Source organism: Nocardia sp. NPDC058058 (genome assembly GCF_042885355.1).
Lineage (GTDB): Bacteria > Actinomycetota > Actinomycetes > Mycobacteriales > Mycobacteriaceae > Nocardia.
In genome coordinates, this window is sequence record NZ_JBHVSA010000004.1 from 275,029 (window position 1) to 297,551 (window position 22,523).

The following is a 22,523-nucleotide window of genomic DNA, read 5'->3' on the forward strand; positions in this document are numbered from 1 at the left end:
CTGTACATGGCACTCGTACAGCCCTTCACTCGCTTCGTCGCCCTCGGCGACAGTCAGACCGAAGGCGTCGGCGATCCCGATGACAATGGCGGATTCCGCGGTTGGGCGGACCGGTTCGCCGGGAAACTCGCCGCCGCGAATCCGGGTCTGCTGTATGCCAATCTGGCCATTCGCGGCCGCCGCACCGCCCGTATTCGCGCCGAACAGCTCGGGGCGGCACTGGCGCTGCGGCCGGATCTGGTCGCGCTCATCGCGGGCATGAACGATCTCATCCGGCCGCGTTTCGATCAGGCGGGCACGCTCGCCGATATCGAGGCCATGCTGGCGGCGCTCACCGAATCCGGGGCGCGGGTCATCTCGTTCACCTTCCCCGATATCGGCAGCGTCGCGCCGTTCGTGCGCCCGCTGTCCGGGCGGGTGCGCACCATGAACGCCGAATTGCGGGCGCTGGCCGCGAAATACGATGTCACGCTGGTCGATTTCGAACCGGTCGGCACCACCACCGATCCGCGGGCCTGGGCGAACGACCGCCTGCACCTGAGCCCGCTCGGACACGAGATCGTGGCGCAGGCCGTCGCCGACACCATGGCGATCCCGGGCGCGGACTCGTCCTGGCGCGATCCGCTCCCGCCCTGCGTCCCGCAGCCGCCGCTGGATCGGGTGGTCGATGAATTGCGCTGGGTGGCAGAGCATCTCGCGCCCTGGGTGGGCCGCCGGGTGCGCGGCCGCTCCTCCGGCGACTTCGTGCTGCCCAAACGCCCGCAGCTCACCGCCGTCACGCCGGACTTCCTCGCGGGGTGGAACACGGCCCCGCCGATCCCGTCGTGATCCGGTCCCTGTCCTTCCGGCATGCCGGGTCAGTTCACCTGGCGGCCTTCGGTGTCCCAATACCGCTTGCGCAGTTCGCGTTTGAGGATCTTGCCCGCACCTGACACCGGCAGTGCGTCCACCACGTCGATGGTGCGCGGGGCCTTGTATCCGGCGATCAGGGTCTTGACGTGCTCGCGGATCTGCTCGGCGGTCACCTGCCGTCCCGGCTGGCAGACGATCACGGCGTGCACGCGTTCGCCCCAATCCTCATCCGGCACACCGATAACCGCGCAGGACGCCACCGCCGGATGCGCGGCGACAGCGTTCTCCACCTCGGCGGAGTACACGTTCTCGCCGCCGGTGACGATCATGTCCTTGAGCCGGTCCACCACGTAGACGTAACCGTTCTCGTCCATGTATCCGCCGTCACCGGTGTGCATCCAGCCGTCGCGAATCGCGGCCGCGGTGTCCTCGGGGCGATTCCAGTAGCCGAGCATGACATGCCCACCGCCGACGACGATTTCGCCTACGGTGCCGCGCGGGACCTCGTTACCGTCGGCGTCCGCGATGCGCACCTCACTGTGCGGCACCGCGCGGCCCGCCGAGCGCAGCCGCCCCTCGAGATGATCGGCCGGGCTGAGCAGGGTGGCGATCGGCGACAGTTCGGTCATGCCGTACGCCTGCACGAAACCCGCTGCGCTGAAAGCCTTCATGGCGCGTTCGAGCACCGCCGCGGAGATGGGCGAGGCTCCGTACATGACGTGCCGCACGCTGGACAGATCGTGTTCGGCGGTGGCCGGATGATCGACCAGCAGCTGAATCATGACCGGTACCAACAGGGTTCCCGTCACGCCGTGGGTTTCGATGGCCCGCAAGGTGGCCACCGGCTCGAAGGCCGGGATCATCACGTGCGTGCCGCCGAGCAGCACCGCGCCGTACCAGCCCGCCAGATCGGCCAGATGGAACATGGGCGCGGCGTGCAGGAAGCGCACGCCCGGGGTGAACAGGTGACCGCTGGCCACCCCGCCCAGCGCCGAGGTGGCGAGGTTGGTGTGACTGAGCATGACGCCCTTGGGGAATCCGGTGGTGCCGCCGGTGTAGAAAACTCCAGCCAGTGCGTTCCCGCCGCGCCGGGCATCGGCGATGGGCTCGGTACCGCTGATCAGCTCCTCGTAGGCCAGCGCGCCCTCGGGGGTGGTCCCGTCGCCGCAGTGGATGACGGTCCGCAGCCCGGGATGCTGTTGCCGCAGCGCGGGCAGCATGGCGGCGAAGGCATCGTCGACGAACAGCACCTCGGTCCCGGAGTCGACCAGCGAATAGGCGATCTCGGCCGGGCTCCAGCGAATATTGACCGGGTTCAGCACCGCGTTCGCCCACGGGACCGCGAGCAGATATTCGTGATAGCGGTCCGAATTCAAGCTCAGCATCGCCACCCGGTCACCATCACCGACGCCCAGTTCACGCAGGGCACCGGCCAGCCGGGACACCCGATCCAGCACCTCGCCGAAGGTCCGGGTGCGATCCCCGCAGATGGTCATCACGGCGTCGGGGGTCTGTTGGGCGGCGCGATGCAGTCCCTGGGTCAGGTACATGGGCGATCCTTCGTCGAACGTCGGTGTCGGACGCCACCAGTATTTGCGCCGGAGTGTGATCTGGGCCATGGAGTCAGCCCCGGACTATGACCGTTTCGATTTGTTGGTTTTTCCAAAGCCCGGACGTAGCCTCGGTACCGAGATGACCGATTCCCGCGAGGCAGCGAAGCCGACCGCCCGGCGGCGGTTGATCGCCCGCGTGCGCGAGCACACCCCCGAACTGAGCGAGCGGATCGTGGCCCGGGCGCGCGCGGAAATGCCCGGCTATCTGGCGCTGCCGAATGCGCAGATCTCCCGGGTGACGGTGGATATGGTGGACCGGCTGCTGGCCGCGCTCGGTGATACCCGGGACCTCACCGCCGACGATCGCCGCGCCCTCCGTGAGTTCGGGGAAATCCGTGCCCGCCAAGGTGTTTCGCTCTCCGATGTGCAGAACGGCTGGCGCATAGCCATTCGGGAGATGGTCGCCGATCTGACCGCCGTCGCACAGTCCGCCCGGATCGCCGATCGCACCCAATTGGCGCTGGTGCACGATCTGCTCGATATCGTCGATCAGGCGACGGCGGCCTTCAGCGGCGGGCACCGCGATGTCGAGATCGAACTGGCCCGGCACGATCAGCAATTGCGGGCCGAATTCGCCCGGGCGCTCCTGCTGGGCGGGCTCGGGCCGGGCGATATCCACGTACAGGCGCAGCGCTACGGACTCGATCCGGCGGGGGAGTACCGCGCCTTCCGCGCCCGCGGCGACGATCCGCGCGCCACCGCCGACCTGCGCGGCCTGCTGCGCCCCGAGGTGACGGCCGTGCGCGTGTTCTCCACCGCGATGGACGGTGATATCGCCGGATTCTTCTGTGGCAGTGACACTCTCGACACCACCGGCACCATCGGCGTCGGCCCGGCCACCGGTCTCGGCGAACTGCCGCGCTCCTTCCGCCTGGCCAGTCGCATGCTGGCCACCGCGCACCGCTACGGCCTGACCGGCGCGGCCGATCTGGACCGCCTCGGCCTGCTCCCGGCCATCGTCGCCGATACCGATCTGGGGGATGAACTCGCCCGCCGCTACCTGGATCCGCTCGGCACCGGCGAACAGGCCCGCGTCGTCATCGACACGGTGGACCGCTACCTGCATTCCGGTATGCGCATCGAAGCCACCGCCGAGCGACTCATCGTGCACCAGAACACCGTTCGCTACCGCCTGGCCCGCTTCGAGGAACTCACCGGCACCGATCTGCGCGCGCCCTACAGCGCCATGCGCGTCTGGTGGGCGATCCAGCACCGCAGGGCGAATCCGGCACCCTGATCCCGGTTTTCAATCAATGATTGAACCGGTGATTGAAACGTGTTCTACTGGGCGGGTGGTGCGAGTGAACGATGACCTGTCGACGCGACAGAAACTGCTGACCGTGGCCGAGCGGCTACTGCTGGAATCCGGCTTCGACGCGGTGTCGGTGCGGGCGATCAACGCGGCCGCCGGCATGAATCCGGCGTCGGTGCATTACCACTTCGGATCGAAGGAAGCGCTGGTCGCGGCGCTGCTGGAGGATCGGCTCGGGCCGATCTGGCGGGAGCGGCTGGATACGGCGCTGGCGCGGCGGCGGGAGGGCTGGATGCCGTCCATCGCCGAACTCATCGATGTGGTGGTGGATCCGCTCGCGGAGTTGGCGGCCGATCCGGTGGGTCGGTTGCGGCTCAATCTGCTCGCGCGCGTGGTGCTCGGCGGTCGCGAACAGGCCTGGAGCGCACAGTGGTTCGTCTTCGACCCCTGGGTGGAACTCCTGCTCGCGGTGCGCCCGGAGCTGTCCGAACGCGAGGCGGCGGGCCGCTGGGGCTTGGCCTTCACGCTCATTCTGGAGTACTTCGGTGATCCGCTCTCGGCCACACCGCGCGACCGGCATATCCCGGTGACCACCCTGAAATCCTTTGTAGCGGCAGGACTTGTGCAACAGTGACCGAGATTTTCGCACCGGCAAAGCTGGGCCCGATAACGCTTCCCAATCGCATCATCAAGGCCGCCACCTTCGAGGGCCGCACCCCGAAGGCCCTGGTCACCGATGACCTCATCGACTTCCACGTCCGGCACGCCGCCGGGGGAGTCGGCATGACCACCGTGGCGTACTGCGCGGTGCTGCCGGAGGGCCGCACCGACCGGCATCAGATCTACATGCGCCCGGAAGCCGTGCCCGGCCTGCGCCGCCTCACCGATGCGGTGCACGCCGCGGGCGCGGCGGTGGCCGCGCAGATCGGCCATGCCGGACCGGTGGCGAACGCGGCCTCCAATCGCCTCCCCGCCGTTGCGCCGCACCGCATTCCGAGCCCGCTCGGCATGCGCATGATGCGGCGCGCGGATCAGGCCGAACTCGATCGCGTGGTGGCCGCGCACGCCGATGCCGCGGTGCTGGCCGTGGAATCCGGCTTCGATTCCGTGGAAATACATTTCGGCCACAACTATCTGGTGAGCTCTTTCCTGAGCCCGTTCCTGAACCGCCGCCGCGACGATTACGGCGGATCAACCCGCAATCGCGCCCGGCTGGCCCTGGATGTCGCGCGCGCCGTGCGGGCGGCGGTCGGTGACCGCATCGCGGTGACCGCCAAGCTGAGCATGGATGACGGTGTGCCGGGCGGCTTCTGGCTGGACGAGTCCATTCAGGTGGCGAAGTGGTTGCAGGACGAGGGCAGCGTGGACGCCCTCGAACTCACCGCGGGCAGCTCACTGCTCAATCCCATGTACCTGTTCACCGGGGAAGCGCCGCGCCGCGAGTTCGCCGCCGCCTTCCCGCCGCCGATGAGCTGGGGCATGCGGGCGGCGGGCTCGAAGTTCCTGCGCGAGTACGCCTTCCAGGAGGCTTTCCTGCTGGACCGCGCCCGCCAGTTCCGCGCGGAACTGGAACTTCCGCTCATCCTGCTCGGTGGCATCACCCGCCGGGAAACCATCGAAAGCGCTCTCGCGGAAGGCTTCTCCTTCGTGGCCATGGCCCGCGCGCTGCTGCGTGAGCCCGACCTGCCGAACCGCATGCGCGCCGACGCCGCCACCCCGTCGCTGTGCGTGCACTGCAACAAGTGCATGCCGACCATCTACTCGCGCACCCGCTGCGTGCTGGTACCGGCCAGCTGATCCGAAAACGACAGCGCCGCAGACCTTGTGGGTCTGCGGCGCTGTCATGGAACTAGCTTCAGATGTCGAACCGGTCCAGGTTCATGACCTTGTCCCACGCCTTCACGAAGTCCGTCGCGAACTTCTGCTTGGCGTCGTCCGTCGCGTAAACCTCGGCGACGGCCCGCAATTGCGAGTTGGAACCGAACACCAGGTCGACCCGGCTGGCGGTCCACTTGCTCGCGCCGGTGGCGCGATCCTTACCCTCGAAGGTCTCCGCGTCGGCCGAGGTGGGCTCCCACTTGGTGCCCATATCGAGCAGGTTCACGAAGTAGTCGTTGCTCAGCGTGCCCGGCTTATCGGTGAATACGCCCAGCTGAGACTGGTTGTAATTGACACCGAGGGCGCGCAGGCCACCGATCAGCACGGTCAGCTCGGGTGCGCTGAGGGTGAGCAGGTTGGCCTTGTCGATGAGCAGGAACTCCGCCGGCAGGCGGGTGCCCTTGGCGAGGTAGTTGCGGAAACCGTCCGAGCTCGGCTCCAGCGCCGCGAACGACTCCACATCGGTCTCGTCCTGGGTGGCATCGGTGCGGCCCGGGGTGAACGGCACCTCGAGGTCGAACCCACCGGCCTTGGCGGCCTGCTCGACGGCGGCGACGCCACCCAGCACCACCAGGTCGGCGAACGAAACCTGCACGCCGCCACCGGTATTGAAGGATTCCTGCACGCTCTCCAGGGTGCGGATGACCTGCGCCAGCTCGTCCGGGTTGTTGACCTCCCAGTCGTTCTGCGGGGCCAGGCGGATGCGGCCGCCGTTCGCGCCGCCGCGCTTGTCACTGCCGCGGAACGACGACGCCGCCGCCCACGCGGTCGAAACCAACTGCTGCACGGTCAGTCCCGACGCCAGCAGCTGGCTCTTGAGCGCCGCGATATCGGCAGCGCCGATGATCTCGGCCGGGGCGGCCGGGATCGGGTCCTGCCACAGCAGCGTTTCGGACGGCACCTCGGCGCCGAGGTAGCGGACCTTGGGGCCCATATCGCGGTGGGTCAGCTTGTACCAGGCCTTGGCGAACGCCTCGGCCAGCTCTTCCGGGTGCTCCAGCCAGCGGCGGGTGATCTGCTCGTAGATCGGATCGACCCGCATGGACAGGTCGGTGGTGAGCATGCCGGGGGCGCGGGTCTTGGACGGATCGAAGGCGTCCGGCACCAGGCCCTTGCCGGTGCCCTCCTTCGGGGTCCACTGGTGCGCACCCGCCGGGGAGGTGGTGAGCTCCCACTCGTACTGGTACAGGATGGTCAGGAAGCTGTTGTCCCACTTGGTCGGCGTCCAGGTCCAGGTGACCTCGAGTCCGGAGGTGATGGCGTCCTTGCCGACGCCGGTGCCGAAGCTGGACTTCCAACCCAGGCCCTGCTCCTCGAGCGGGGCGGCCTCGGGCTCGGGGCCGACGTGATCGGCCGGGCCCGCGCCGTGCGTCTTGCCGAAGGTGTGACCGCCGACGATCAGCGCCGCGGTCTCCTCGTCGTTCATCGCCATGCGGGCGAAGGTCTCGCGGATATCGGCCGCGGCGGCCAGCGGATCCGGATTGCCGTTGGGGCCTTCCGGATTCACGTAGATCAGGCCCATTTGCACTGCGGCCAAGGGGGTTTCGAGATCACGCTGACCGGAGTAACGGCCGTCGCCGCCCAGCCACTCGTTCTCCGGGCCCCAGTACACGTCCTCTTCCGGCTCCCACTGGTCGACGCGACCGCCGCCGAAACCGAAGGTGCGGAAGCCCATATCCTCGAGCGCCACATTGCCCGCGTAGACGATGAGGTCGGCCCAGGACAGCTTGCGGCCGTACTTGACCTTGACCGGCCACAGCAGGCGGCGGGCCTTGTCCAGGCTGGCGTTGTCCGGCCAGGAGTTCAGCGGGGCGAAGCGCTGCATGCCCGCACCGGCTCCACCGCGGCCGTCATTGATGCGGTAGGTGCCCGCGGCGTGCCAGGCCATCCGGATGAAGAACGGGCCGTAGTGCCCGAAGTCGGCGGGCCACCAGTCCTGCGAGGTGCGCATGACCCCGACGATGTCGGCCTTGACCGCGGCCAGATCCAGGGTCTTGAACTCCGCCGCATAGTCGAAGTCCTCGCCCATGGGGTTGGCCACGGCCGGATTCTTCTGCAGGATCTTCAGATTCAGCTGGTTGGGCCACCAGTCGCGATTGCTGCCGCCCTCGACGGGGGGCTTCAAACGGGTGTGCGCGACCGGGCAACCGGTGGCGGGTTCGGTCTGGGCCTCACCGATGGGCGGATGTTCCTGTGCCACGGGGCAATTCCTTCCGGGAGTGGGATCGGGCTGTGATCACTTTTGAGCGGGCTGGGCTGAGCAGTCGGGGCACAGGCCCCAGTAGATGACCTCGGCCTCGTCCAGGACGAAACCGTTGTGGTTCGAAGGTTCCAGGCAGGGCGCCTCGCCGACGGCGCATTCGACATCGGCGATGACACCGCAGTTGCGGCACACCACGTGGTGATGGTTGTCCCCGACGCGCGTCTCGTAGCGCGCCACCGAGCCCATGGGCTGGATGCGGCGCAGCAGACCGGCGTCGGTCAGTGCGCGCAGCACGTCGTAGACGGCCTGGTGCGAAACGGTGCCGAGGGTCTCGCGCACGCGGCGCAGAATCGAATCGGTATCGGAATGTGGATGCGCGTGCACAGCGGAAAGCACCGCGACACGCGGCGCCGTCACCCGAAGGTCGGCCCCGCGTAGCATGCGCCCGAAATCAGCTGCTGTGGACACGTTCGTAAGTATGACTCATTCCAGTCTTGGTGTGGGGTGAATTCTGCAAATAGGTCGCTGACCGGGCGAACGCCCGATCCGGGTTCCGGTGGTGAGCAGGGTCTCCACCCATTTCGCGGGGTCTTGGCTACCGTGGAAGGTGGTCGCGCATCCGCGACCGACTGGACGATCGGGACCGTACCCAGGCAGCGACAAGACGGTATTTCGCGAAGGGATACCCCCGTCATGGCCTGGTTGATTCTCGTCATCTCCGGATTCCTGGAAGCCGTCTGGGCGACCGCGCTCGGCAAGTCCGAAGGTTTCAGCAGATTCGTGCCCACGGCCGTATTCGGCGTCGCACTGGTCATGTCCATGGGCGGTCTCGCCTATGCGATGCGCAACCTGCCGGTCGGCACCTCGTACGCGGTATGGGTCGGTATCGGCGCGGTGCTGACCGTCGTCTACGCCATGCTCACCGGCGATGAGACCGCCTCACCGGTGAAAATCGCCCTGCTGCTGGTGATCGTGGGCGGAGTGGTCGGCCTCAAGCTCGCGCACTAGTGCGGTTCGGCGGCGGCCCGGCTGATCAATTCACCGAATATCACCCGGTCGCCGCCCTCGCTCTTGGCCTGATACATGGCGTCGTCGGCGCACTGGATGAGTTCCTCGGGCGCGGGCCGCGGACAGATATGGCAGGCGGTCGGGTCATAAACGGCGACGCCGATGCTGATGGTCACCGGAATGATGTGATCGGCCGCGACGGCCTCCCGGAACGATTCGGCCACCACCCGCGCCTGGTCGTCGGACAGCCGCCCGACGACCGTGAATTCCTCGCCGCCGGATCGCGCGACCACCAGATCCGCGGTGGCGCAGGACTGCAGCAGCTGCGCGGTGCGGATCAGCACCTCATCGCCCATGGAATGCCCGAAGCGATCATTGACGCTCTTGAACTGGTCGAGATCGGCGACCATGACGCAGATCTCCGCCCCGTACGTGCTGTTGAAGACCCGGGACAGATGGAACTCCAGCCCGCGCCGATTGAACACCTTGGTCAGCGGATCGGCGGTGGAATCGGACTGCACCAGCCAGAACATGAACTGCAATGTGGGCAGCGACAGCACCACCGCCGCCATCATGATCAGGACGATGGCGATGGCCAGATACACATCGCCATCGCTCGCCACCATTCGCCAGGCCACCACCACGACCGTCAACAATGACCAACCCGTATGCGCCGCAAGGGCTTTGGGTCCGTGGAAGAACGCCAGATAACAGCCGGTGACCACCAGCAGCATCGCGTTCAGCGACCCGAACACCCGATTCGAATCCAGGAGCGACGAGGTGGTGATGGCGATATCCCCGATCGCGAACAACGCCAGCGATTCGGTGGTGCCCGGCCACGATCCGAACCACCAGCGCACCGCCCACAGCACCCCGATCGCGATGATCACCCCCGCGATCACCAGCGCGGGTACGCCTTTGGGTCCGGCCGGTGAGAACGCCACCGCCACCCCGATGATCGACATCGTCAACCCGCCCGCGCCCACGATCGCGCGCAGCCACCCCTGCATGGAATGCGACTCCAGCACGCGCACCGGCCAGTGGTGATTGACGGGATCCCGCCACCACGATTTCAACAGATCCGCGCTGCTACCCATGGGCTCCGTTCGGCCTCGGCAATCGAACCGGCACACCCCGCAACTTCCCGACCAGTGTAGGTGCGAATTTCCGGTTACGGCGAGGTGAGGCCGCCGCATGCCGCCGATTCCGGGCTGTCACGCCGGAGTTTGATATCGATCACGTCCGATCTCGGCCCGGAGTCGGCCGCGCCGGGTTCAGGCGGCCGAGGCCCCGCGCTGTGCGCCGGTGTCGCCTGCGCGCCGGACCGCCGCCATCGTCAGGGGTACGGCCCAGCCCGCCGCGATCTGATCCATGGCGATCCAGCGTTCGTCGACCCGGTTCTGCACCAGCGCGATGGAGATGCCCGATTTCGGATCGGCCCAGCCGAAGGACCCGGCGGCGCCGATATGGCCGAAGCCGTTCAGCGCGCCCGGCCCGGGCAGGCCGTGGTAGCCGAGCCGCCAGGTCAGCGGCAGCAGCAGACCGCGATCGATTTTGAAGGTCTGCACCCGGTTGAGCGCGGTCACGGTCCCCGGGGACAGGAATTGTTTACCGTCGGCCGTGACGCCGCCGCAGGCCAGCGCGCCGTACATGGTCGCCAGCGCCGATGCGGTGGCCACCGCGTTACCCGCGGGCATTTCGCCGCCGAGAATGCTGGGTGCATCGCCCTCCAGCATGTCGGCGATGCCCGGCGTGTAGAGGATCCGCAGCGGATCGGTCACCGGGCCGGGCCGCGCCGTGACTCGGTCGGCAAGCGGCTGAATCCGGCGCAGCGCCCGGATGAAACTCCGCGACCCGGTGAGATCCGCTGCGCGCGTGCGTGATCCGGCCGGAGGAGCGCCCAGGTGGATACCGTCCACGCCGAGCGGCCCGGCGATCTCGGTGCGGTACAGCGTCGCCATACCCTGCCCGGTCACCGCGCGCGCCAACCCCGCGAGCAACCAGCCGATGGTCAGCGCGTGATAAATGGGCTTGTCCAGCAACCGATCCGGCGTCGCCGCCGCCAGTCGCTCCTCCATCAGCAGATGATCGAGCACCTCCGCACCCTGCCCCGCGAGCCCGCGCAGCGACGACAATCCCGCCCGATGGCTGAGCAAGTGCCGCACGGTAATTCGCTGCTTCCCATTGGCGCCGAATTCGGGCCAGTATTCCGCGACGGGCGCGTCGTAATCGATGAGCCCCCGATCCGCGATCCGGTGAATCACCGTCGCGGTAATGCCTTTCGACGCGGAGAAGATCATGGCTCCGGTATCGGCGTCCCAGGGTGTCCCAGACGAGTCGGACTGCCCGGTCCAGACATCGACCAGCGGCTCGCCGTGTCGATGCACAGCCAGTGCGCCACCGCTACCGGGCCCGGCATGGGTGCGTGCGAAAGCCTTTATCACCCAATCGAATTGTGCATCTGCCCAACCGGAGACGCCTGACGGCAGTGCATATTCCCGAACCGTGCTCATCGATTCACGGTAACGCCGAATTTCACGCCGGACAATAGTTGTCTGAGACAGATTTGGCCGCACTGCTTCGGTGTGCGGCACATAGTCAAAAGCAAACGCTTGGTGTGTATTGCGCCGGGGCGGCGGCGAATCGGTGCCCGGATCCGTCATCGCGGCCGCATCCGATACCGAGCGGCTCCGGCGGCGACGCGGCCTATACCGTAGGGGGCATGTGTGGAGTGAGTGCAGAGGGTGGATCGCGGGATGTCTCAGCCGTTAGGTTATGACGCCGGCGAACACGCCGTCGATCTCGGCATACATGTGCGCACGTTGCCCTCGATCGAGCCGATTGTCATGTGGGTCCCCGATATTCGATCGGTGATCGTGCAGGCCGAGCTGCCCCCGGTGCGACATAACGAGGCGGTCGCGCACGGTGTCGCCCATGCCATCCTGGAGAACAGCTGGACTGTCCGGCGCACCAGAATGGGGCGGCTGCCGCGGATCACGGTGGAACTCGCAGTCCACGATCTCGTTGCGCGCCGCCTGATTCCGATCGACAAACTGCAGGAAGCGCTGTCCCGGTTCGACTCGATCGAATCGTGTGCGGGCTGGCTCGGGGTCGGTGTCCCGATGCTGACGCACCGCCTGCTGAATCTGAAGCTGTTGGAGCGCAGGCTCATTCAACCCGGACGGCTGGACCGGCTGTCCTGGGCGGGTGCGGAGACGATACTGAGCGATATCACCTGTGTGTGGGTGGAAGCGCCACCCGCATCATTCCTGCCGCGACGGGTGCGACGTCGTGCGTGAGTGAAGGGGTGGCACAACCGAACTGCGTGCGAATCGATGCGGGACCGATCAGCGGGTATAGCGGGCCTTGAGTCCGGCGACGTAACCCGCCACCAGATGCAGGTCGTTCTCGGACAATCCGGAAAGGTCGACGATGCCGCCCCTGGGTGGGGTGGCCGGTGCCGGTTTGTCAGGGGCGTCCAGTCCAGCTTTGACCAGTACCACCTCTGGATCGAGCCCGACCGCCGCAGCCATTGATTGCAACGTATCGGCCGTGGTGCTGGCCTGGACCTTATGGTCCTTCTTGTACTGGACCCCATTCTCGATCTGAGTCCACAGGCTGGTGCTGATGTTGGCGAGTTGGGCTGCCTTCTCGCGCGACAAGATCCGTCGTTCACGGGCCTCGCGCAGCGCCTCGCTCACCTCCGGTGGGACCGGTGCGCTCCGTCGTCTGCTCATGGGCATTGATCCAATGCTGGGTAGTTGGTTGTAATTTAACCCCTTCTGCACGCACTATAACACGATTACGCCCATGGCCCGAGGGCCGCGCGACCCCTGCCGGAGGCCCTCGGCGATGCCCTGCCCGCCCCCCTTCCTGAGCGTCCGGTGCAGGGACTTACCCGGACCCTACGCCGAACACTTCTGTATGCGTAAGCCCGACAACGGAACCGGAGTCTCTGTCGAGGCTTCGGAAGGGAACGCGGGTGTATGCAAGATTGCGCCACCTAATTCTCGTTTGCGCACGCATGCGCACTACTTTCTGTTCTCTCTAGTTGCAACTACTTGCAACGAAATGTAGCGTCTGGAACGTTCTCGGGAGCGCGCAGCTCTCCGAGTTTGCCTGCGGGACAGCCATTTCCCTGTTCCACCGGTCCCATCCAGAGAAAGTCATCCCATGGTTGTGTTTGTCGACGAGGTGCCCCCTCCGGTAACCCGTGCTCGGGAACGGGCGAATCGGGAGTTCGCCGAGGAGCTGCGCGCGAATCCCGGTCGCTGGGCTCGGTATCCGTGGCCCACCCGCTATCCGCATTCCACCAAGCATCGGATTCGGCACGGTCGCGCCGCGGCATTCGGATCCGGTTTCGAGGCAGAGGTGCGCGGCGGAGTTGTCCTGGTGCGGTTCAATCCCGATCCCGCCCGCGATCGCGGCAATGCCGCGTGAATAATCCGGTGGCGCGCTAGAGCAGTGGGCGAAAGCGCGACGGGCGGCGCTGGGATCGATAGCGCGAGAGCAGATCATCGACCAGTCGCAGATCGTGGCTCGACAACTGTGAGAGGTCGATGCATTTGTATCCGGGCATCGCCGCGGCCACGGTACCGGGGTGGTCGTAGTAGGGAGCGTCGTGCTCGGAGGCCCATTCGGCCCGAGCTGCTTCCAGCGCTTCGTCGAACTCCTCTGGCACGCGGGTTCCTGTCTCTCGCCTTGGGCCAACCGGTCCGGGGTCGGCAATCAACGCGCTGCGGCGCGGAGATTGTTGCATGAATGCGGTATCACTCGCCACCGGTGCGACACCATTGCGACAGCGGCGAATCTTCGGGCATACGAACATCATTCACGATGCAATAACCGGCCCGGACGGCGCGTACCCGGTGGCGGCGGCCGAGCGGGCTGATCAGGACCGATGCGAAAGGGCATGTCTGATCTGTCCCTTTTGTCGGTATTTGCCGGACGATGTCGCGGGGGACTGTGGAACTAATTACCCAACTGGTGGCCGAATATTCACACTCCTGTTGGTCATCCGCGCGAGCCGACCGCGCGGTGCGGGATAGGCTGCTGACATCGGCAAATAGATTGCACGCCAGTGTGGTTAAGACAATTCGTGCCTATTTCCCTCGAGAACGGCCCCTCCCGCTTCGTCTCCCGCCACCCCTGCGGTTGTAGGCGGCGCGGTAGCAGGGGCGGGCCCCGTCTCCGGATTTCATCGATCCGGGGGCGGGGTCTTCTCATATTCGGGAGGCGATCGCTACAGTGATGCCGTTCGATCTCGGCTGAGGAGCAGCGTCACAATGGTATTCCGGTATCGCCGATTCGCAGCATCCGCCGAAGTCGCTGCCGCGCTGGCTATTACCGGTGTGCTGACGCTGGGCGCCGCCCTGGTGCCCGCCACGCCCGCTGCCGCGGGGCCGGTGCGTCCGTGGGCCGCTCCGCCGGTGAACAGCTGCGGTGAGACCGGATTCGATCCGCTGGCCCGGCAGGCCGACCCGACACCCGGACGGCCACAGCAGAATCCGACCATCAAGATCCCGGTACCGTATCCGCAAGTCGTGCCCGTCCAGGTGCCCGGTCCCAAACCCGATGAGACCCGGATCGATTCGGTGGCGCTGCCCGAGGATCCGTGCGCCGACCCGTGCCCGGACGTGCGATCCGAAACACCCGCGCCGGCACCGCCGATCGGTTCCGGCAGCGGTCCGGCCCTGCCGCAGATCGAGATCAATCCCGAGGCCGAGCCGATTCCGATTCCGGTGCCCGGTGGCGACGGTCCCGATCCGCAGCCCGCGCCCATTCCGGATCCGCAGCCCGCCGCGCCCGCACCCGCGGTCCCCGCCGTCGCTGCGGCACAGGTCGATTCGGTCGAGCTGGTCAATCAGGTGACCGGGCACGGCTCGCTCAATCGCACCGATATGCGCTGGTCCGTGGACGGCACCGATCTCGGCCTGATGTGGGAGAACAAGCCCGGGCAGGTCGCGGTGGTGTTCGGCGACACCTTCGGTAAGGGGTGGAAGCCGGAGGGTGCGGGCACCGATCAGCAGGAATGGCGCAGCAATGTGATCGCGTACAGCAGCGAACGCGATCTGAGCAAGGGTCTGGTGCTCGATGACTTCGTACAGGATCGGCGCTGCCACGCCGCCGAGATCCTGGACAGCCGCAAGGTGAAGAACTTCGAGCACACCACCATTCCCACTTCGGGATTCGCGATCGGCGATCGGCAGTACCTGACGTACATGTCGATCAACCATTGGAGCCGCATCCCCGGTATGTGGTGGACCAACCTGGGCGGCATCGCCTGGTCCGACGACAATGGCCGCACCTGGACCAAATCCCAATGGGCGCGCTGGGACAACCTTTTCGGCATCGGCCGCTTCCAGGTCGCGACCATGGTGCCGCACGGTGATTACGTCTACATGTTCGGCACGCCCAATGGGCGGCTCGGCGTCATCGGCCTGGCGCGGGTGCCCGCGGCGCAGGTGCTGAACAAGTCGGCCTACCAGTACTGGGTGGACGGCGTCTGGACGCCCGCCGACGGAGCCAATGAATTACTCGCCACGCCTTTGGTTTCCGGCACCGCCAGCGAATTGTCCATTCGCTACGACCGGGAATCCGGGCAGTGGCAGATGGTGTATCTCGATGTGGTGCGCGGGCAATTCGTGCTGCGCACCGCCGCGGAACCGCAGGGCACGTGGTCGGAGCCGGTATCGCTGCTCGCCACCGAGGACTATCCGACCGCGTACGGCGGATTCATCCACCCCTGGTCGACGGGTAAGGATCTGTACTTCACCATGTCGGCGTGGAACAGCTACAACGTGTACCTGATGCACGCGAAACTGAAGTAACGCAACGCAATAGGTGATCAGGCGGCGCGCTGTTCGGCGCGCTTGCAGCTGCTGCAGCGGCCGTTGGATTCGTGCACCACATAACCCTCGCGTTTGCGCCGCCGGGTGGTCATCGGCCGGTGGCAGGTGAGGCAGCGGTCCGGGCGCACCCGCACCTTGACCTCCTGGCCCAGGGCCAGTTGCAGCCGCCGGGTGGTCGCCTTGTCACCGCGGCAGACGACCCCGGCCATCACCACACCGTCTGCGACGGAAGGGTTTTCCTCATCGATGAGGGTGCCGGCGCTGAGCGCGGCCTGGGCGCAGGCGCGGAATCGCGCCCGGGGACATTGGGCCAGGCATACCCGCTGGGCGGCGGCCGTGGCGGGCTGTCGATCCCAGTCGAAGGCGTAGGCGGGTTCGACGAATCCCGGGAGGCCGAGGCAGGGGGGTTCGACCGTTGACGGTGATGTGGCGGATGGCGTTGACACGTTCCGAAGATTACAAGCGCGTCGCTAAATTGCATACAACGAATTGGGCTGCAAATGTGTCCAATCTGGGGGAATAGCGCGCATGTGTTGCTTGCAACGAAATGCATCGAATGTTAGTTTGCGGCAATGTCTCTCAGCATTCGCGTTCGCCGCCGGACCGTCCCGTGAACGGCGTGCCGCTCGATCCGGGGCGGCGGCACGAGGTGATGCGCGCGCTCGCCGCCGTTCCGGGATTACTGGACGAATTGGATACCACTCTGTCGCGCGGTGATGCGGTCGGTGCGCCGCGGGTCACCGGCGCGGCGGGCGGCGGCGGGCGCCGGCCCGCACTGCCCTTCCGCAAGGGCGCCTCCGACGCGCACGCCGAGCTCGCTCGGACACTGCGCTATTACGCTGTGCGCGTTGCGATTCTGGCCCGGCGTCCGGCGCCGCGCGCACCGGGGGAGCAGTCGGTCTTCCTGTGTCGACAGCTGCCGCGCATTCCCGATGACGCACCGGTGCTGGCGGGTATTCATCCCGCACTGCCCGATGCGGTGGCCGCGGCCCGCGCCGCCATCGACCGGCCCGCCGATCGACTGTGTATCGGCTTGTGCGACTGCGGTTCCCGGCTCTACGGGGTCGAGGAGCAGACCGTGGTGCGCTGTCCGGGTTGTGATCGCGAGTACGCGGTCGCCGAACGTCGCGGGTCACTGCTGGCACAGGCGCGCGATATGGTCGGCACCGCGACCGAACTCGCTCGAATTCTGCCCTGGTTCTCGGGAAAGCCGGTGACCGCGAACGCTATTCGTCAATGGGCCGCGCGCGGCAAGCTGACCGGTTATACGGTGGCGGGGGAGACCGTCTATCGCATCGGCGATGTACTGCGCGTGCACGAACACGGCCGCGGCTGAGCGGCCCATTCCAGGAATGTGCACGGCCCGAGCCCGAGAATGTTGGTCCGTTGCGGCGGTCCGTCACCACCCCGCCCCTACGCTGAGCGCAGCGAAAACGATTGTGCCACAACAGGGAAAGGGGGTGATTCGGGTGCTCACCATTTTTCAGGACATCATCAAGCTGATCGGCGATCTCCTCCCGTTGGTTCTGCCGCTGCTGGGACTGTGACGCAGTCCGCGGCCTCGCACGACCACTCGACAACACCGGAGACATCCATGACGCAATACGACGAAGGCGTCGACAACACCACTCCCACAGGCCAATTGGTCTGCGAGGTCCGCGTCCTATCCGTACACGAGGAGGCGGAATGACCACTCTGCAACGCGGCGAATTCCCGGATTTCGAACAGTTCCTCACCGATCTGCTCACTCCGATCGCCACCACCGTCACCACCCTCCCGCAGACCGCTGCCCTGATCCAGTCCGCACTCCCGCTGATCTGGGTCCGCAAGACCGGCGGCACCCTCGATGTCAACGCCATCACCTACAAGGCGCAGGTGCAGACCATCGTCTTCGGCACCGACCGTCTGCAGGCGCAGAACCTCGCCATCAAGGTCCGTGACGCGGTGCTGTGCGCTCCCGCCGCCACCACCTCCGACGGCGTCCTGATCGACTACGTCGAGGAAATCACCACCGCGGAGCCGAAATTCCACGCACCCATTCTCCGCCGCAGCCGCGGGCTGACCGAGGTCCCCGACCTCGATCCGCTCAACCAGATGGTCGACCTGGCCTTCAGCATCGAAGCGCGGCGCCAGTAGGAACGAGATCGCCTCGTGACAGACAACTCCACCGATCCCGACGAGGATCGAACCGCTGAACGCCCGGGTGAGTCGCTGTACAACGGTATGTTCGCGCTGGACGGTGTGAGCGGGTCGTCGTTCGCGAACAATATGTCGCGGGCGCTCGGTCAGACCGCGGGCCAGGGGATCGAAAAGCTCATCGAGAGCATCAATCCCGAGGCGGCGGCGGCCCTGGAGGGCCTGAAGAAGTTTCAGAATCTGAGCTCGACCGTCGGCAAGATCATGCGGATCAAGGGTCGGATTCCGAATCTGGATCCGCACGTATACGGCAATGACGGCCCGCTCTCGACCACTCGTACCGGCACCCTGTTCAATTTCCTGAATCCGCTGAAGAGCTATATCGGCGGCAAGGTGTTCGCGGCGATGAAGGACGGGGTGGACAGCGCCCTGTCCGGTGGCAAGAGCACCACCGGCGGCAATGACGATACCGGTGGCGACAACTCCGGCGACGGTGCCAACAAACCCCCCGATATCGGCCAATTGGCCTGGAACGCTTTGCAGAACGCGGGCCGGGACATCACCACGTTCACCACGCCGAAGCTCAGCATTCCGACAACCGCGCTCGGTGACAACGTTCAGGTGAATCGGGCGTTCAGCATTGTGATGGATATGGCCCCCGCCGAGACCCTGCTGCGGGATCGGCGCAACGACGTCATCACGGCCTTCCCCTACAGGTGAATTCCGCTACCGCACAACGGGTTCAGCGACTTCACCGACACTTCCCATACTCACCGATCCTGCCGCGCAGGCGTCGGTCGTCCCCGTAACTCTGCCGGGGGCCGTTTCACGGTGCCCACTTCCGGGTGCCTGCTTCGCAATTCCGCCCGGCGCGCCGGGCCTTCGAAATGGAGACACATTGCCTACCACCACCCTGACGGCGCTGAAGGCCGCACAGCGTTCGCTGCTGCTCAAGCCGCTCGATGCCGCCGTGTTCCTCGCGCCCTATGGCACCCAGGCCCCGCTCGGCGGTTTCACCGATGCCGCCGGCAATCTGCAGGCGCTGCCCGCCGGTTTCCAGTCGATCGGCCTGATCGACAAGAAGACCGGCGTCGCGTTCCAGCGCGGTATCACCGCCGCCCCGATCGAGTCCTACGGTGAGCTGCAGGCGGTGCGCAACGACATCACCAGCGATATCACCACTTTGGAGTTCGAGCCGCAGCAGAACGCCACCGCGCTGAACCTGCAGCTGACCACGAGCGCCACCCTGTCGGCGATGACGCCGAGCACCACCAATGGTGAGGTCTGGTTCGCCCAGCCGTCGGCCGAGAACATCACCTACTACTCGGCCATCGTGATCGGCAAGGACGGCAACGACTCGCTGCCGACCTACGTGATCAAGATTCTCCCGAAGGTCGCCGTCTCGAAATTCGGTGGCGAACAGTGGGTTCCGACCGGCGTCATGTCGAACAAGCTCACCATGGTCGCGTTCAAGGATGACGCCGCCGGCTTCGCGGTCGCACACGCCTACGCCGGCGCCGGCTGGCAGAAGCTGGTCGCCTCGACCGGCATGCCGTACGTGGTGAGCCAGCTGAACATCGCGCCCGCCGGGGCGCAGTCGCTGGTCAAGGGCAGCAACGGTTCGCTGCAGCTGATCGTGACCGACCAGTTCGGCGGCGTCATCCCGTCCAGCATGCTGAGCTACACCGCGCAGTCGGGTCTGACCGGCGCGGTCACCATCAGCTCGACCGGTGTGGTGACCCCGACCAATACCGCGGGCTCCGGCACCATCCAGGTCGCGTTCGTGCCGCCGGTGACCACGCCCGCGTGGCCCACCGCGACGGCGGCTCCCAAGCTGACCGGCACCATCTCCGTCGCGTAGCGACGGCCCGAACGTGGATGCGTGCCGTGCTTCTCCGGTCGCGGCACGCATCCACACTTTTCTGTCCTTCATCCGGAGAAGAAAGCGGGTCACCATGTCCGCCATTCCTGCCCATTTCCCCGTCACCATGACCGACGGCGAGCGCGAGTACCTCGTGCCCAACGCCACCGCCTACATGCACGCGGTCTTCTCGCTGGGCCACCGCCCGGTCGAGGCTGCCGAAGCGGCCGCCGCTCCGGCGAAGTCGCGCAAGCGCGTCTGATACCCCTCGTCCCCACACAACCGGAGAGCAGAGAAAGTGACTACCGAAAAGCCTTCCCCCGCAGTCGATAACGAAGGTGTCGGCCGGTTCTATGAGCTCCAGCAGGAGCTCTCCCCGCGCCGCCGCGCCCCGTATCGGCTCACCGCGGACATCGCCATCCCGCCCGTCACCCGCGGCCAGCTGAAAGCCTTGCGCACCACCCGCGATGACGACGAGCAGATGGCGATCGTGCTCGGCGAGCACGCCGACGCCGTGGAGGAACTGTTCGCCGACAGCCCGACCGACGACTGGTACGCCTTCCAGCGCGACCTCTACGCCCACCTGTTCGGCCAGGGCTCCACGGAGCTGCCGGGGGGATCCGAGGGCTCGTAGAGTTCTGGGAACGTTTCGGTGCCGCGCTCGACTACGACCTGCTCGAGCGCGGCATCGACGTCCGGGATTGCTTCGGGCCCAACGATATCCGCACCCGCGACTGGCGCACCATCATGTCCTTCAAGGACCGGCTGCCCACCGGCAGCCACTACCGCAGCGCCGTCCTGATGGACTACGAACTCGCCGAAGAGCGCCTCAACGAAGAGGAACAACTCGGCGACGACCACGACGAGGACACCCCCTCCGGGCCGCGCCCCGAGGGCTACACCCTCGACACCTACATGCTGATGGCCATCATCGACGCCCTCAACGGCGTCCAAGCCACCATCATCGCCGCCGCGGGCTCCGACCCGCCCACCGTCCGCCCCCTCCCACGCCCGATCTCCGCGGTCGAAATCGTCCGGGAGGAACGCCGAGTCGGCTCCATGCAGGCCTTGATCGACCTGTTCACCGCCCCACCGGTCCCGGACACCCCGGGGGAACTCGTCGATGAACTCGAGGCCGAAGCGAACGCCGACGAGGACTGGTCCTGGTGATCAACCCCGACTCGAAAGCGACACGATGACCGACTTCCTGCCCGGCCCGATGCTCGTCCCGGCCAACCCACTGCCCGGTGCACGAGGACTCTTCGGCACGAATAGGCAAGTACTGCAAGACAAACGGGTCGATGTGATCCTCAGCCAGCAGGCCCGCACGCGCGGAGTATCCCGGGACGAGCATCGCACCGCCCTGATGCATTCGTCACTGGCTAGACGCTGACGTCAAGCCTCGAAATCCTGGAGGTACCCAATGGGTATGTGGGACAAGCTGAAAAAAGCCGGCAGCAGCGTTGTCAATGCCGTCGAGCACCCGAGTACGGTCTATCGCCCGGTCATCAACGCCGTCGAACATCCGAGCACAGTTGTGCCGGTCATCAAGAGCGGCGCGAACGCCGTGGTGAACGCGGCCGATCATGTCGCGACGGTGGTCGAGCATCCGAGTGCTGTTGTGCCCGTGATCAAGAACGGCGCGAACCGCGTCGTCAACGCCGTCGAGAACCACGGCGGCCAGGTCGTGAATGCCATCGAGCATCCGAGTGTCGTTGTGCCCGTGATCAAGAACGGCGCCAACCGCGTCGTCAACACGGTCGAGAACGCCGCCAAGGTCGTCAATCCGCTGTCGAGTCCGCTGCTGGCGGACATACCGAACACGCTGGGCGACAGGGTGCTGCCGTGGCTCGGTAATCAATGGAACAACACCGATCACTTCTACTCGCCGGGTTCGGTGGCTCGCAAGATGATCAACGGCACGAACATCTGGGGCGGGATGGCCGAGGATGTCGTCAAGGACCTGGTGGACAAGCACAACCATGAGGGCAGGATCGACGACTGGGGCGACTTCTTCACCAAACTCGGTGGGCAGGCCGTCGGTCGCGCCGCCGGGACATTCGGTGGCGCGTTTCTCGGGCGCGTTGTCGGTGGTGGCGTCGGTGAGGTCGTCGGTGGCGCCGCGGGCGAGGTCGTCGACCCCGTGGGCGGCGGCATCCCGGGGGCGTTGATCGGCGGCATAGTCGGCATCGGAGTCGGCGGAGCCACCGGTGGTTTCTTCGGTGGCAAGTACGGCTCGGAGTACGGCGGTGATTGGGCACTCGATCTCAAGGATTGGGTCGGGGACCGTGCGGACAAGCAGCGCCAGGAGCCTGCGGATCCGCGGCCCATCCCGCCGGGCGCCCCCCGAACGGCGGAACCGCCGACGCGCCAGCCGAATATACCCACGATCCCGTCGAATCCGGTACCGCTGCCCGAGCCCCAGGCTCCGCCGCTGCCGCGCGCCGCCGGTGGCTCGATCAGTGCCGGTGACGTCAAGGGCCCGGGTTCGTCCATCGGCGACAAGATCCCCGCGTACCTCTCCGATGGTGAGTTCGTCGTCAAGGCGGCCTCGGCATCGGTGAATCGTCCACTGCTGAAGGCGATCAACGACGATCCGCTGTACATGAAGAAGTACATGCAGCAGATGGAGACGATGGTCGCCTCGGCGCTGACGAAGGTGCGAGCCACCCCGAACGGTCCACAAGGTCGTGGTCAGCAGGTGGATCGCTCTATGACAGTGCGAGTTTCGACCTATGACGTGCACGAGGCGTTCGCCAAGGCCAAGCTCTGGGAGCTGCGGCACACCCTGCTGGACTGATCGGCTAGCTGTTGGGCATTTCGCGGAGCTGCTCCGATCAGCTGGATAAGATTGCAGCGCCAGCGAGTC

Annotated in this window: 24 protein-coding genes and 1 riboswitch; of the genes, 16 read left to right on the forward strand and 8 right to left on the reverse strand. The window is 66.4% G+C overall.

What is annotated here, in order from left to right:
- The first annotated feature begins 6 nt into the window (after positions 1-6).
- Positions 7-828 carry an SGNH/GDSL hydrolase family protein gene (locus ACFVUS_RS32300; RefSeq protein WP_387775232.1) on the forward strand — a complete coding sequence of 274 codons (822 nt, stop codon included), beginning with the start codon at positions 7-9 and terminating at the stop codon, positions 826-828.
- A 29-nt stretch (positions 829-857) separates the two neighbouring features.
- On the opposite strand, the gene ACFVUS_RS32305 is transcribed toward ACFVUS_RS32300, so the two are convergent.
- Positions 858-2,402 carry a long-chain fatty acid--CoA ligase gene (locus ACFVUS_RS32305; RefSeq protein ID WP_387775235.1) on the reverse strand — a complete coding sequence of 515 codons (1,545 nt, stop codon included), beginning with the start codon at positions 2,400-2,402 and terminating at the stop codon, positions 858-860.
- A 142-nt stretch (positions 2,403-2,544) separates the two neighbouring features.
- On the opposite strand from ACFVUS_RS32305, the gene ACFVUS_RS32310 reads away from it, so the two are divergent.
- The 3 genes from ACFVUS_RS32310 to ACFVUS_RS32320 all read left to right on the forward strand — a co-directional run bounded on the left by ACFVUS_RS32310 (position 2,545) and on the right by ACFVUS_RS32320 (position 5,514).
- Positions 2,545-3,702: a PucR family transcriptional regulator gene (locus ACFVUS_RS32310; RefSeq protein WP_387775238.1), complete on the forward strand. Its 1,158-nt coding sequence runs from the start codon at positions 2,545-2,547 to the stop codon at positions 3,700-3,702.
- 64 nt (positions 3,703-3,766) lie between these two features.
- On the forward strand, positions 3,767-4,351 hold the full coding sequence (locus tag ACFVUS_RS32315; RefSeq protein WP_387775241.1) for a TetR/AcrR family transcriptional regulator: 585 nt from the start codon (positions 3,767-3,769) through the stop codon (positions 4,349-4,351).
- Positions 4,348-5,514, forward strand: a complete 1,167-nt coding sequence (locus ACFVUS_RS32320; RefSeq protein ID WP_387775244.1) for an NADH:flavin oxidoreductase — start codon at positions 4,348-4,350, stop codon at positions 5,512-5,514. The genes ACFVUS_RS32315 and ACFVUS_RS32320 overlap by 4 nt, the downstream gene beginning before the upstream one ends.
- A 58-nt stretch (positions 5,515-5,572) precedes the next feature.
- Here ACFVUS_RS32320 and katG read toward each other — a convergent pair whose 3' ends face one another.
- Both katG and ACFVUS_RS32330 read right to left on the reverse strand, forming a co-directional pair.
- A complete protein-coding gene (gene katG, locus ACFVUS_RS32325; RefSeq protein ID WP_387775247.1) occupies positions 5,573-7,795 on the reverse strand; it encodes a catalase/peroxidase HPI in 2,223 nt (740 codons plus the stop codon).
- A gap of 36 nt (positions 7,796-7,831) precedes the next feature.
- A complete protein-coding gene (locus ACFVUS_RS32330; protein ID WP_387778409.1) occupies positions 7,832-8,239 on the reverse strand; it encodes a Fur family transcriptional regulator in 408 nt (135 codons plus the stop codon).
- Between the two features lie 163 nt (positions 8,240-8,402).
- Positions 8,403-8,472: riboswitch (guanidine-III (ykkC-III) riboswitch) on the forward strand.
- 19 nt (positions 8,473-8,491) lie between these two features.
- On the opposite strand from ACFVUS_RS32330, the gene ACFVUS_RS32335 reads away from it, so the two are divergent.
- On the forward strand, positions 8,492-8,806 hold the full coding sequence (locus ACFVUS_RS32335; RefSeq protein WP_387775250.1) for a DMT family transporter: 315 nt from the start codon (positions 8,492-8,494) through the stop codon (positions 8,804-8,806).
- On the opposite strand, the gene ACFVUS_RS32340 is transcribed toward ACFVUS_RS32335, so the two are convergent.
- Both ACFVUS_RS32340 and ACFVUS_RS32345 read right to left on the reverse strand, forming a co-directional pair.
- Positions 8,803-9,903, reverse strand: a complete 1,101-nt coding sequence (locus ACFVUS_RS32340; protein ID WP_387775253.1) for a GGDEF domain-containing protein — start codon at positions 9,901-9,903, stop codon at positions 8,803-8,805. The two genes, ACFVUS_RS32335 and ACFVUS_RS32340, sit on opposite strands and share 4 nt — an antisense overlap.
- A 177-nt stretch (positions 9,904-10,080) precedes the next feature.
- Positions 10,081-11,250: a serine hydrolase domain-containing protein gene (locus ACFVUS_RS32345; protein ID WP_387775256.1), complete on the reverse strand. Its 1,170-nt coding sequence runs from the start codon at positions 11,248-11,250 to the stop codon at positions 10,081-10,083.
- A gap of 312 nt (positions 11,251-11,562) precedes the next feature.
- Here ACFVUS_RS32345 and ACFVUS_RS32350 point away from each other — a divergent pair, with 312 nt between their 5' ends.
- The gene (locus tag ACFVUS_RS32350; RefSeq protein ID WP_387775259.1) at positions 11,563-12,105 is read left to right on the forward strand and encodes a hypothetical protein; all 543 of its coding nucleotides are present in this window, start codon (positions 11,563-11,565) and stop codon (positions 12,103-12,105) included.
- A gap of 48 nt (positions 12,106-12,153) precedes the next feature.
- Here the strand turns inward: ACFVUS_RS32350 and ACFVUS_RS32355 are convergent, their stop codons facing one another.
- A complete protein-coding gene (locus tag ACFVUS_RS32355) occupies positions 12,154-12,507 on the reverse strand; it encodes a helix-turn-helix domain-containing protein (protein ID WP_387775262.1) in 354 nt (117 codons plus the stop codon).
- A 472-nt stretch (positions 12,508-12,979) separates the two neighbouring features.
- Here ACFVUS_RS32355 and ACFVUS_RS32360 point away from each other — a divergent pair, with 472 nt between their 5' ends.
- Positions 12,980-13,246 carry a hypothetical protein gene (locus ACFVUS_RS32360; RefSeq protein WP_375964759.1) on the forward strand — a complete coding sequence of 89 codons (267 nt, stop codon included), beginning with the start codon at positions 12,980-12,982 and terminating at the stop codon, positions 13,244-13,246.
- A gap of 16 nt (positions 13,247-13,262) precedes the next feature.
- Here the strand turns inward: ACFVUS_RS32360 and ACFVUS_RS32365 are convergent, their stop codons facing one another.
- Positions 13,263-13,487, reverse strand: coding sequence for a hypothetical protein (locus tag ACFVUS_RS32365; protein ID WP_387775265.1), 225 nt, complete (start codon positions 13,485-13,487; stop codon positions 13,263-13,265).
- 604 nt (positions 13,488-14,091) lie between these two features.
- Here ACFVUS_RS32365 and ACFVUS_RS32370 point away from each other — a divergent pair.
- Positions 14,092-15,636, forward strand: coding sequence for a DUF4185 domain-containing protein (locus tag ACFVUS_RS32370; RefSeq protein ID WP_387775268.1), 1,545 nt, complete (start codon positions 14,092-14,094; stop codon positions 15,634-15,636).
- A 17-nt stretch (positions 15,637-15,653) separates the two neighbouring features.
- Here the strand turns inward: ACFVUS_RS32370 and ACFVUS_RS32375 are convergent, their stop codons facing one another.
- Positions 15,654-16,103 (reverse strand): hypothetical protein, encoded by a 450-nt coding sequence (locus ACFVUS_RS32375; RefSeq protein WP_387775271.1) that lies wholly within the window; start codon positions 16,101-16,103, stop codon positions 15,654-15,656.
- Between the two features lie 173 nt (positions 16,104-16,276).
- On the opposite strand from ACFVUS_RS32375, the gene ACFVUS_RS32380 reads away from it, so the two are divergent.
- From ACFVUS_RS32380 to ACFVUS_RS32415, 8 genes are all read left to right on the forward strand, one after another.
- Complete coding sequence (locus ACFVUS_RS32380; RefSeq protein ID WP_387775274.1) at positions 16,277-16,993, forward strand: hypothetical protein; 717 nt, start codon at positions 16,277-16,279, stop codon at positions 16,991-16,993.
- 350 nt (positions 16,994-17,343) lie between these two features.
- A complete protein-coding gene (locus ACFVUS_RS32385) occupies positions 17,344-17,793 on the forward strand; it encodes a hypothetical protein (RefSeq protein ID WP_387775277.1) in 450 nt (149 codons plus the stop codon).
- Between the two features lie 15 nt (positions 17,794-17,808).
- The gene (locus tag ACFVUS_RS32390) at positions 17,809-18,513 is read left to right on the forward strand and encodes a hypothetical protein (RefSeq protein WP_387775280.1); all 705 of its coding nucleotides are present in this window, start codon (positions 17,809-17,811) and stop codon (positions 18,511-18,513) included.
- Between the two features lie 178 nt (positions 18,514-18,691).
- Complete coding sequence (locus tag ACFVUS_RS32395; RefSeq protein ID WP_387775283.1) at positions 18,692-19,654, forward strand: hypothetical protein; 963 nt, start codon at positions 18,692-18,694, stop codon at positions 19,652-19,654.
- Between the two features lie 94 nt (positions 19,655-19,748).
- Positions 19,749-19,916 carry a hypothetical protein gene (locus tag ACFVUS_RS32400; protein ID WP_387775286.1) on the forward strand — a complete coding sequence of 56 codons (168 nt, stop codon included), beginning with the start codon at positions 19,749-19,751 and terminating at the stop codon, positions 19,914-19,916.
- Between the two features lie 36 nt (positions 19,917-19,952).
- Positions 19,953-20,288 carry a hypothetical protein gene (locus ACFVUS_RS32405; protein WP_387775289.1) on the forward strand — a complete coding sequence of 112 codons (336 nt, stop codon included), beginning with the start codon at positions 19,953-19,955 and terminating at the stop codon, positions 20,286-20,288.
- A gap of 113 nt (positions 20,289-20,401) precedes the next feature.
- Positions 20,402-20,824 carry a hypothetical protein gene (locus ACFVUS_RS32410; protein ID WP_387775292.1) on the forward strand — a complete coding sequence of 141 codons (423 nt, stop codon included), beginning with the start codon at positions 20,402-20,404 and terminating at the stop codon, positions 20,822-20,824.
- A 259-nt stretch (positions 20,825-21,083) separates the two neighbouring features.
- Positions 21,084-22,454, forward strand: coding sequence for a hypothetical protein (locus ACFVUS_RS32415; RefSeq protein WP_387775295.1), 1,371 nt, complete (start codon positions 21,084-21,086; stop codon positions 22,452-22,454).
- Positions 22,455-22,523: the final 69 nt, after the last annotated feature.

What these genes read in the sequence shown, in the direction of transcription:
- ACFVUS_RS32300 (WP_387775232.1), top strand. Translation starts at nt 7, where the DNA reads ATGGCACTCGTACAGCCCTTCACTCGCTTCGTCGCCCTCGGCGACAGT.
- ACFVUS_RS32305 (WP_387775235.1), bottom strand. Translation starts at nt 2,402, where the DNA reads ATGTACCTGACCCAGGGACTGCATCGCGCCGCCCAACAGACCCCCGAC.
- ACFVUS_RS32310 (WP_387775238.1), top strand. Translation starts at nt 2,545, where the DNA reads ATGACCGATTCCCGCGAGGCAGCGAAGCCGACCGCCCGGCGGCGGTTG.
- ACFVUS_RS32330 (WP_387778409.1), bottom strand. Translation starts at nt 8,239, where the DNA reads ATGCTACGCGGGGCCGACCTTCGGGTGACGGCGCCGCGTGTCGCGGTG.
- ACFVUS_RS32335 (WP_387775250.1), top strand. Translation starts at nt 8,492, where the DNA reads ATGGCCTGGTTGATTCTCGTCATCTCCGGATTCCTGGAAGCCGTCTGG.
- ACFVUS_RS32340 (WP_387775253.1), bottom strand. Translation starts at nt 9,903, where the DNA reads ATGGGTAGCAGCGCGGATCTGTTGAAATCGTGGTGGCGGGATCCCGTC.
- ACFVUS_RS32350 (WP_387775259.1), top strand. Translation starts at nt 11,563, where the DNA reads ATGTCTCAGCCGTTAGGTTATGACGCCGGCGAACACGCCGTCGATCTC.
- ACFVUS_RS32360 (WP_375964759.1), top strand. Translation starts at nt 12,980, where the DNA reads ATGGTTGTGTTTGTCGACGAGGTGCCCCCTCCGGTAACCCGTGCTCGG.
- ACFVUS_RS32370 (WP_387775268.1), top strand. Translation starts at nt 14,092, where the DNA reads ATGGTATTCCGGTATCGCCGATTCGCAGCATCCGCCGAAGTCGCTGCC.
- ACFVUS_RS32385 (WP_387775277.1), top strand. Translation starts at nt 17,344, where the DNA reads ATGACCACTCTGCAACGCGGCGAATTCCCGGATTTCGAACAGTTCCTC.
- ACFVUS_RS32400 (WP_387775286.1), top strand. Translation starts at nt 19,749, where the DNA reads ATGTCCGCCATTCCTGCCCATTTCCCCGTCACCATGACCGACGGCGAG.
- ACFVUS_RS32410 (WP_387775292.1), top strand. Translation starts at nt 20,402, where the DNA reads ATGTCCTTCAAGGACCGGCTGCCCACCGGCAGCCACTACCGCAGCGCC.
- ACFVUS_RS32415 (WP_387775295.1), top strand. Translation starts at nt 21,084, where the DNA reads ATGTGGGACAAGCTGAAAAAAGCCGGCAGCAGCGTTGTCAATGCCGTC.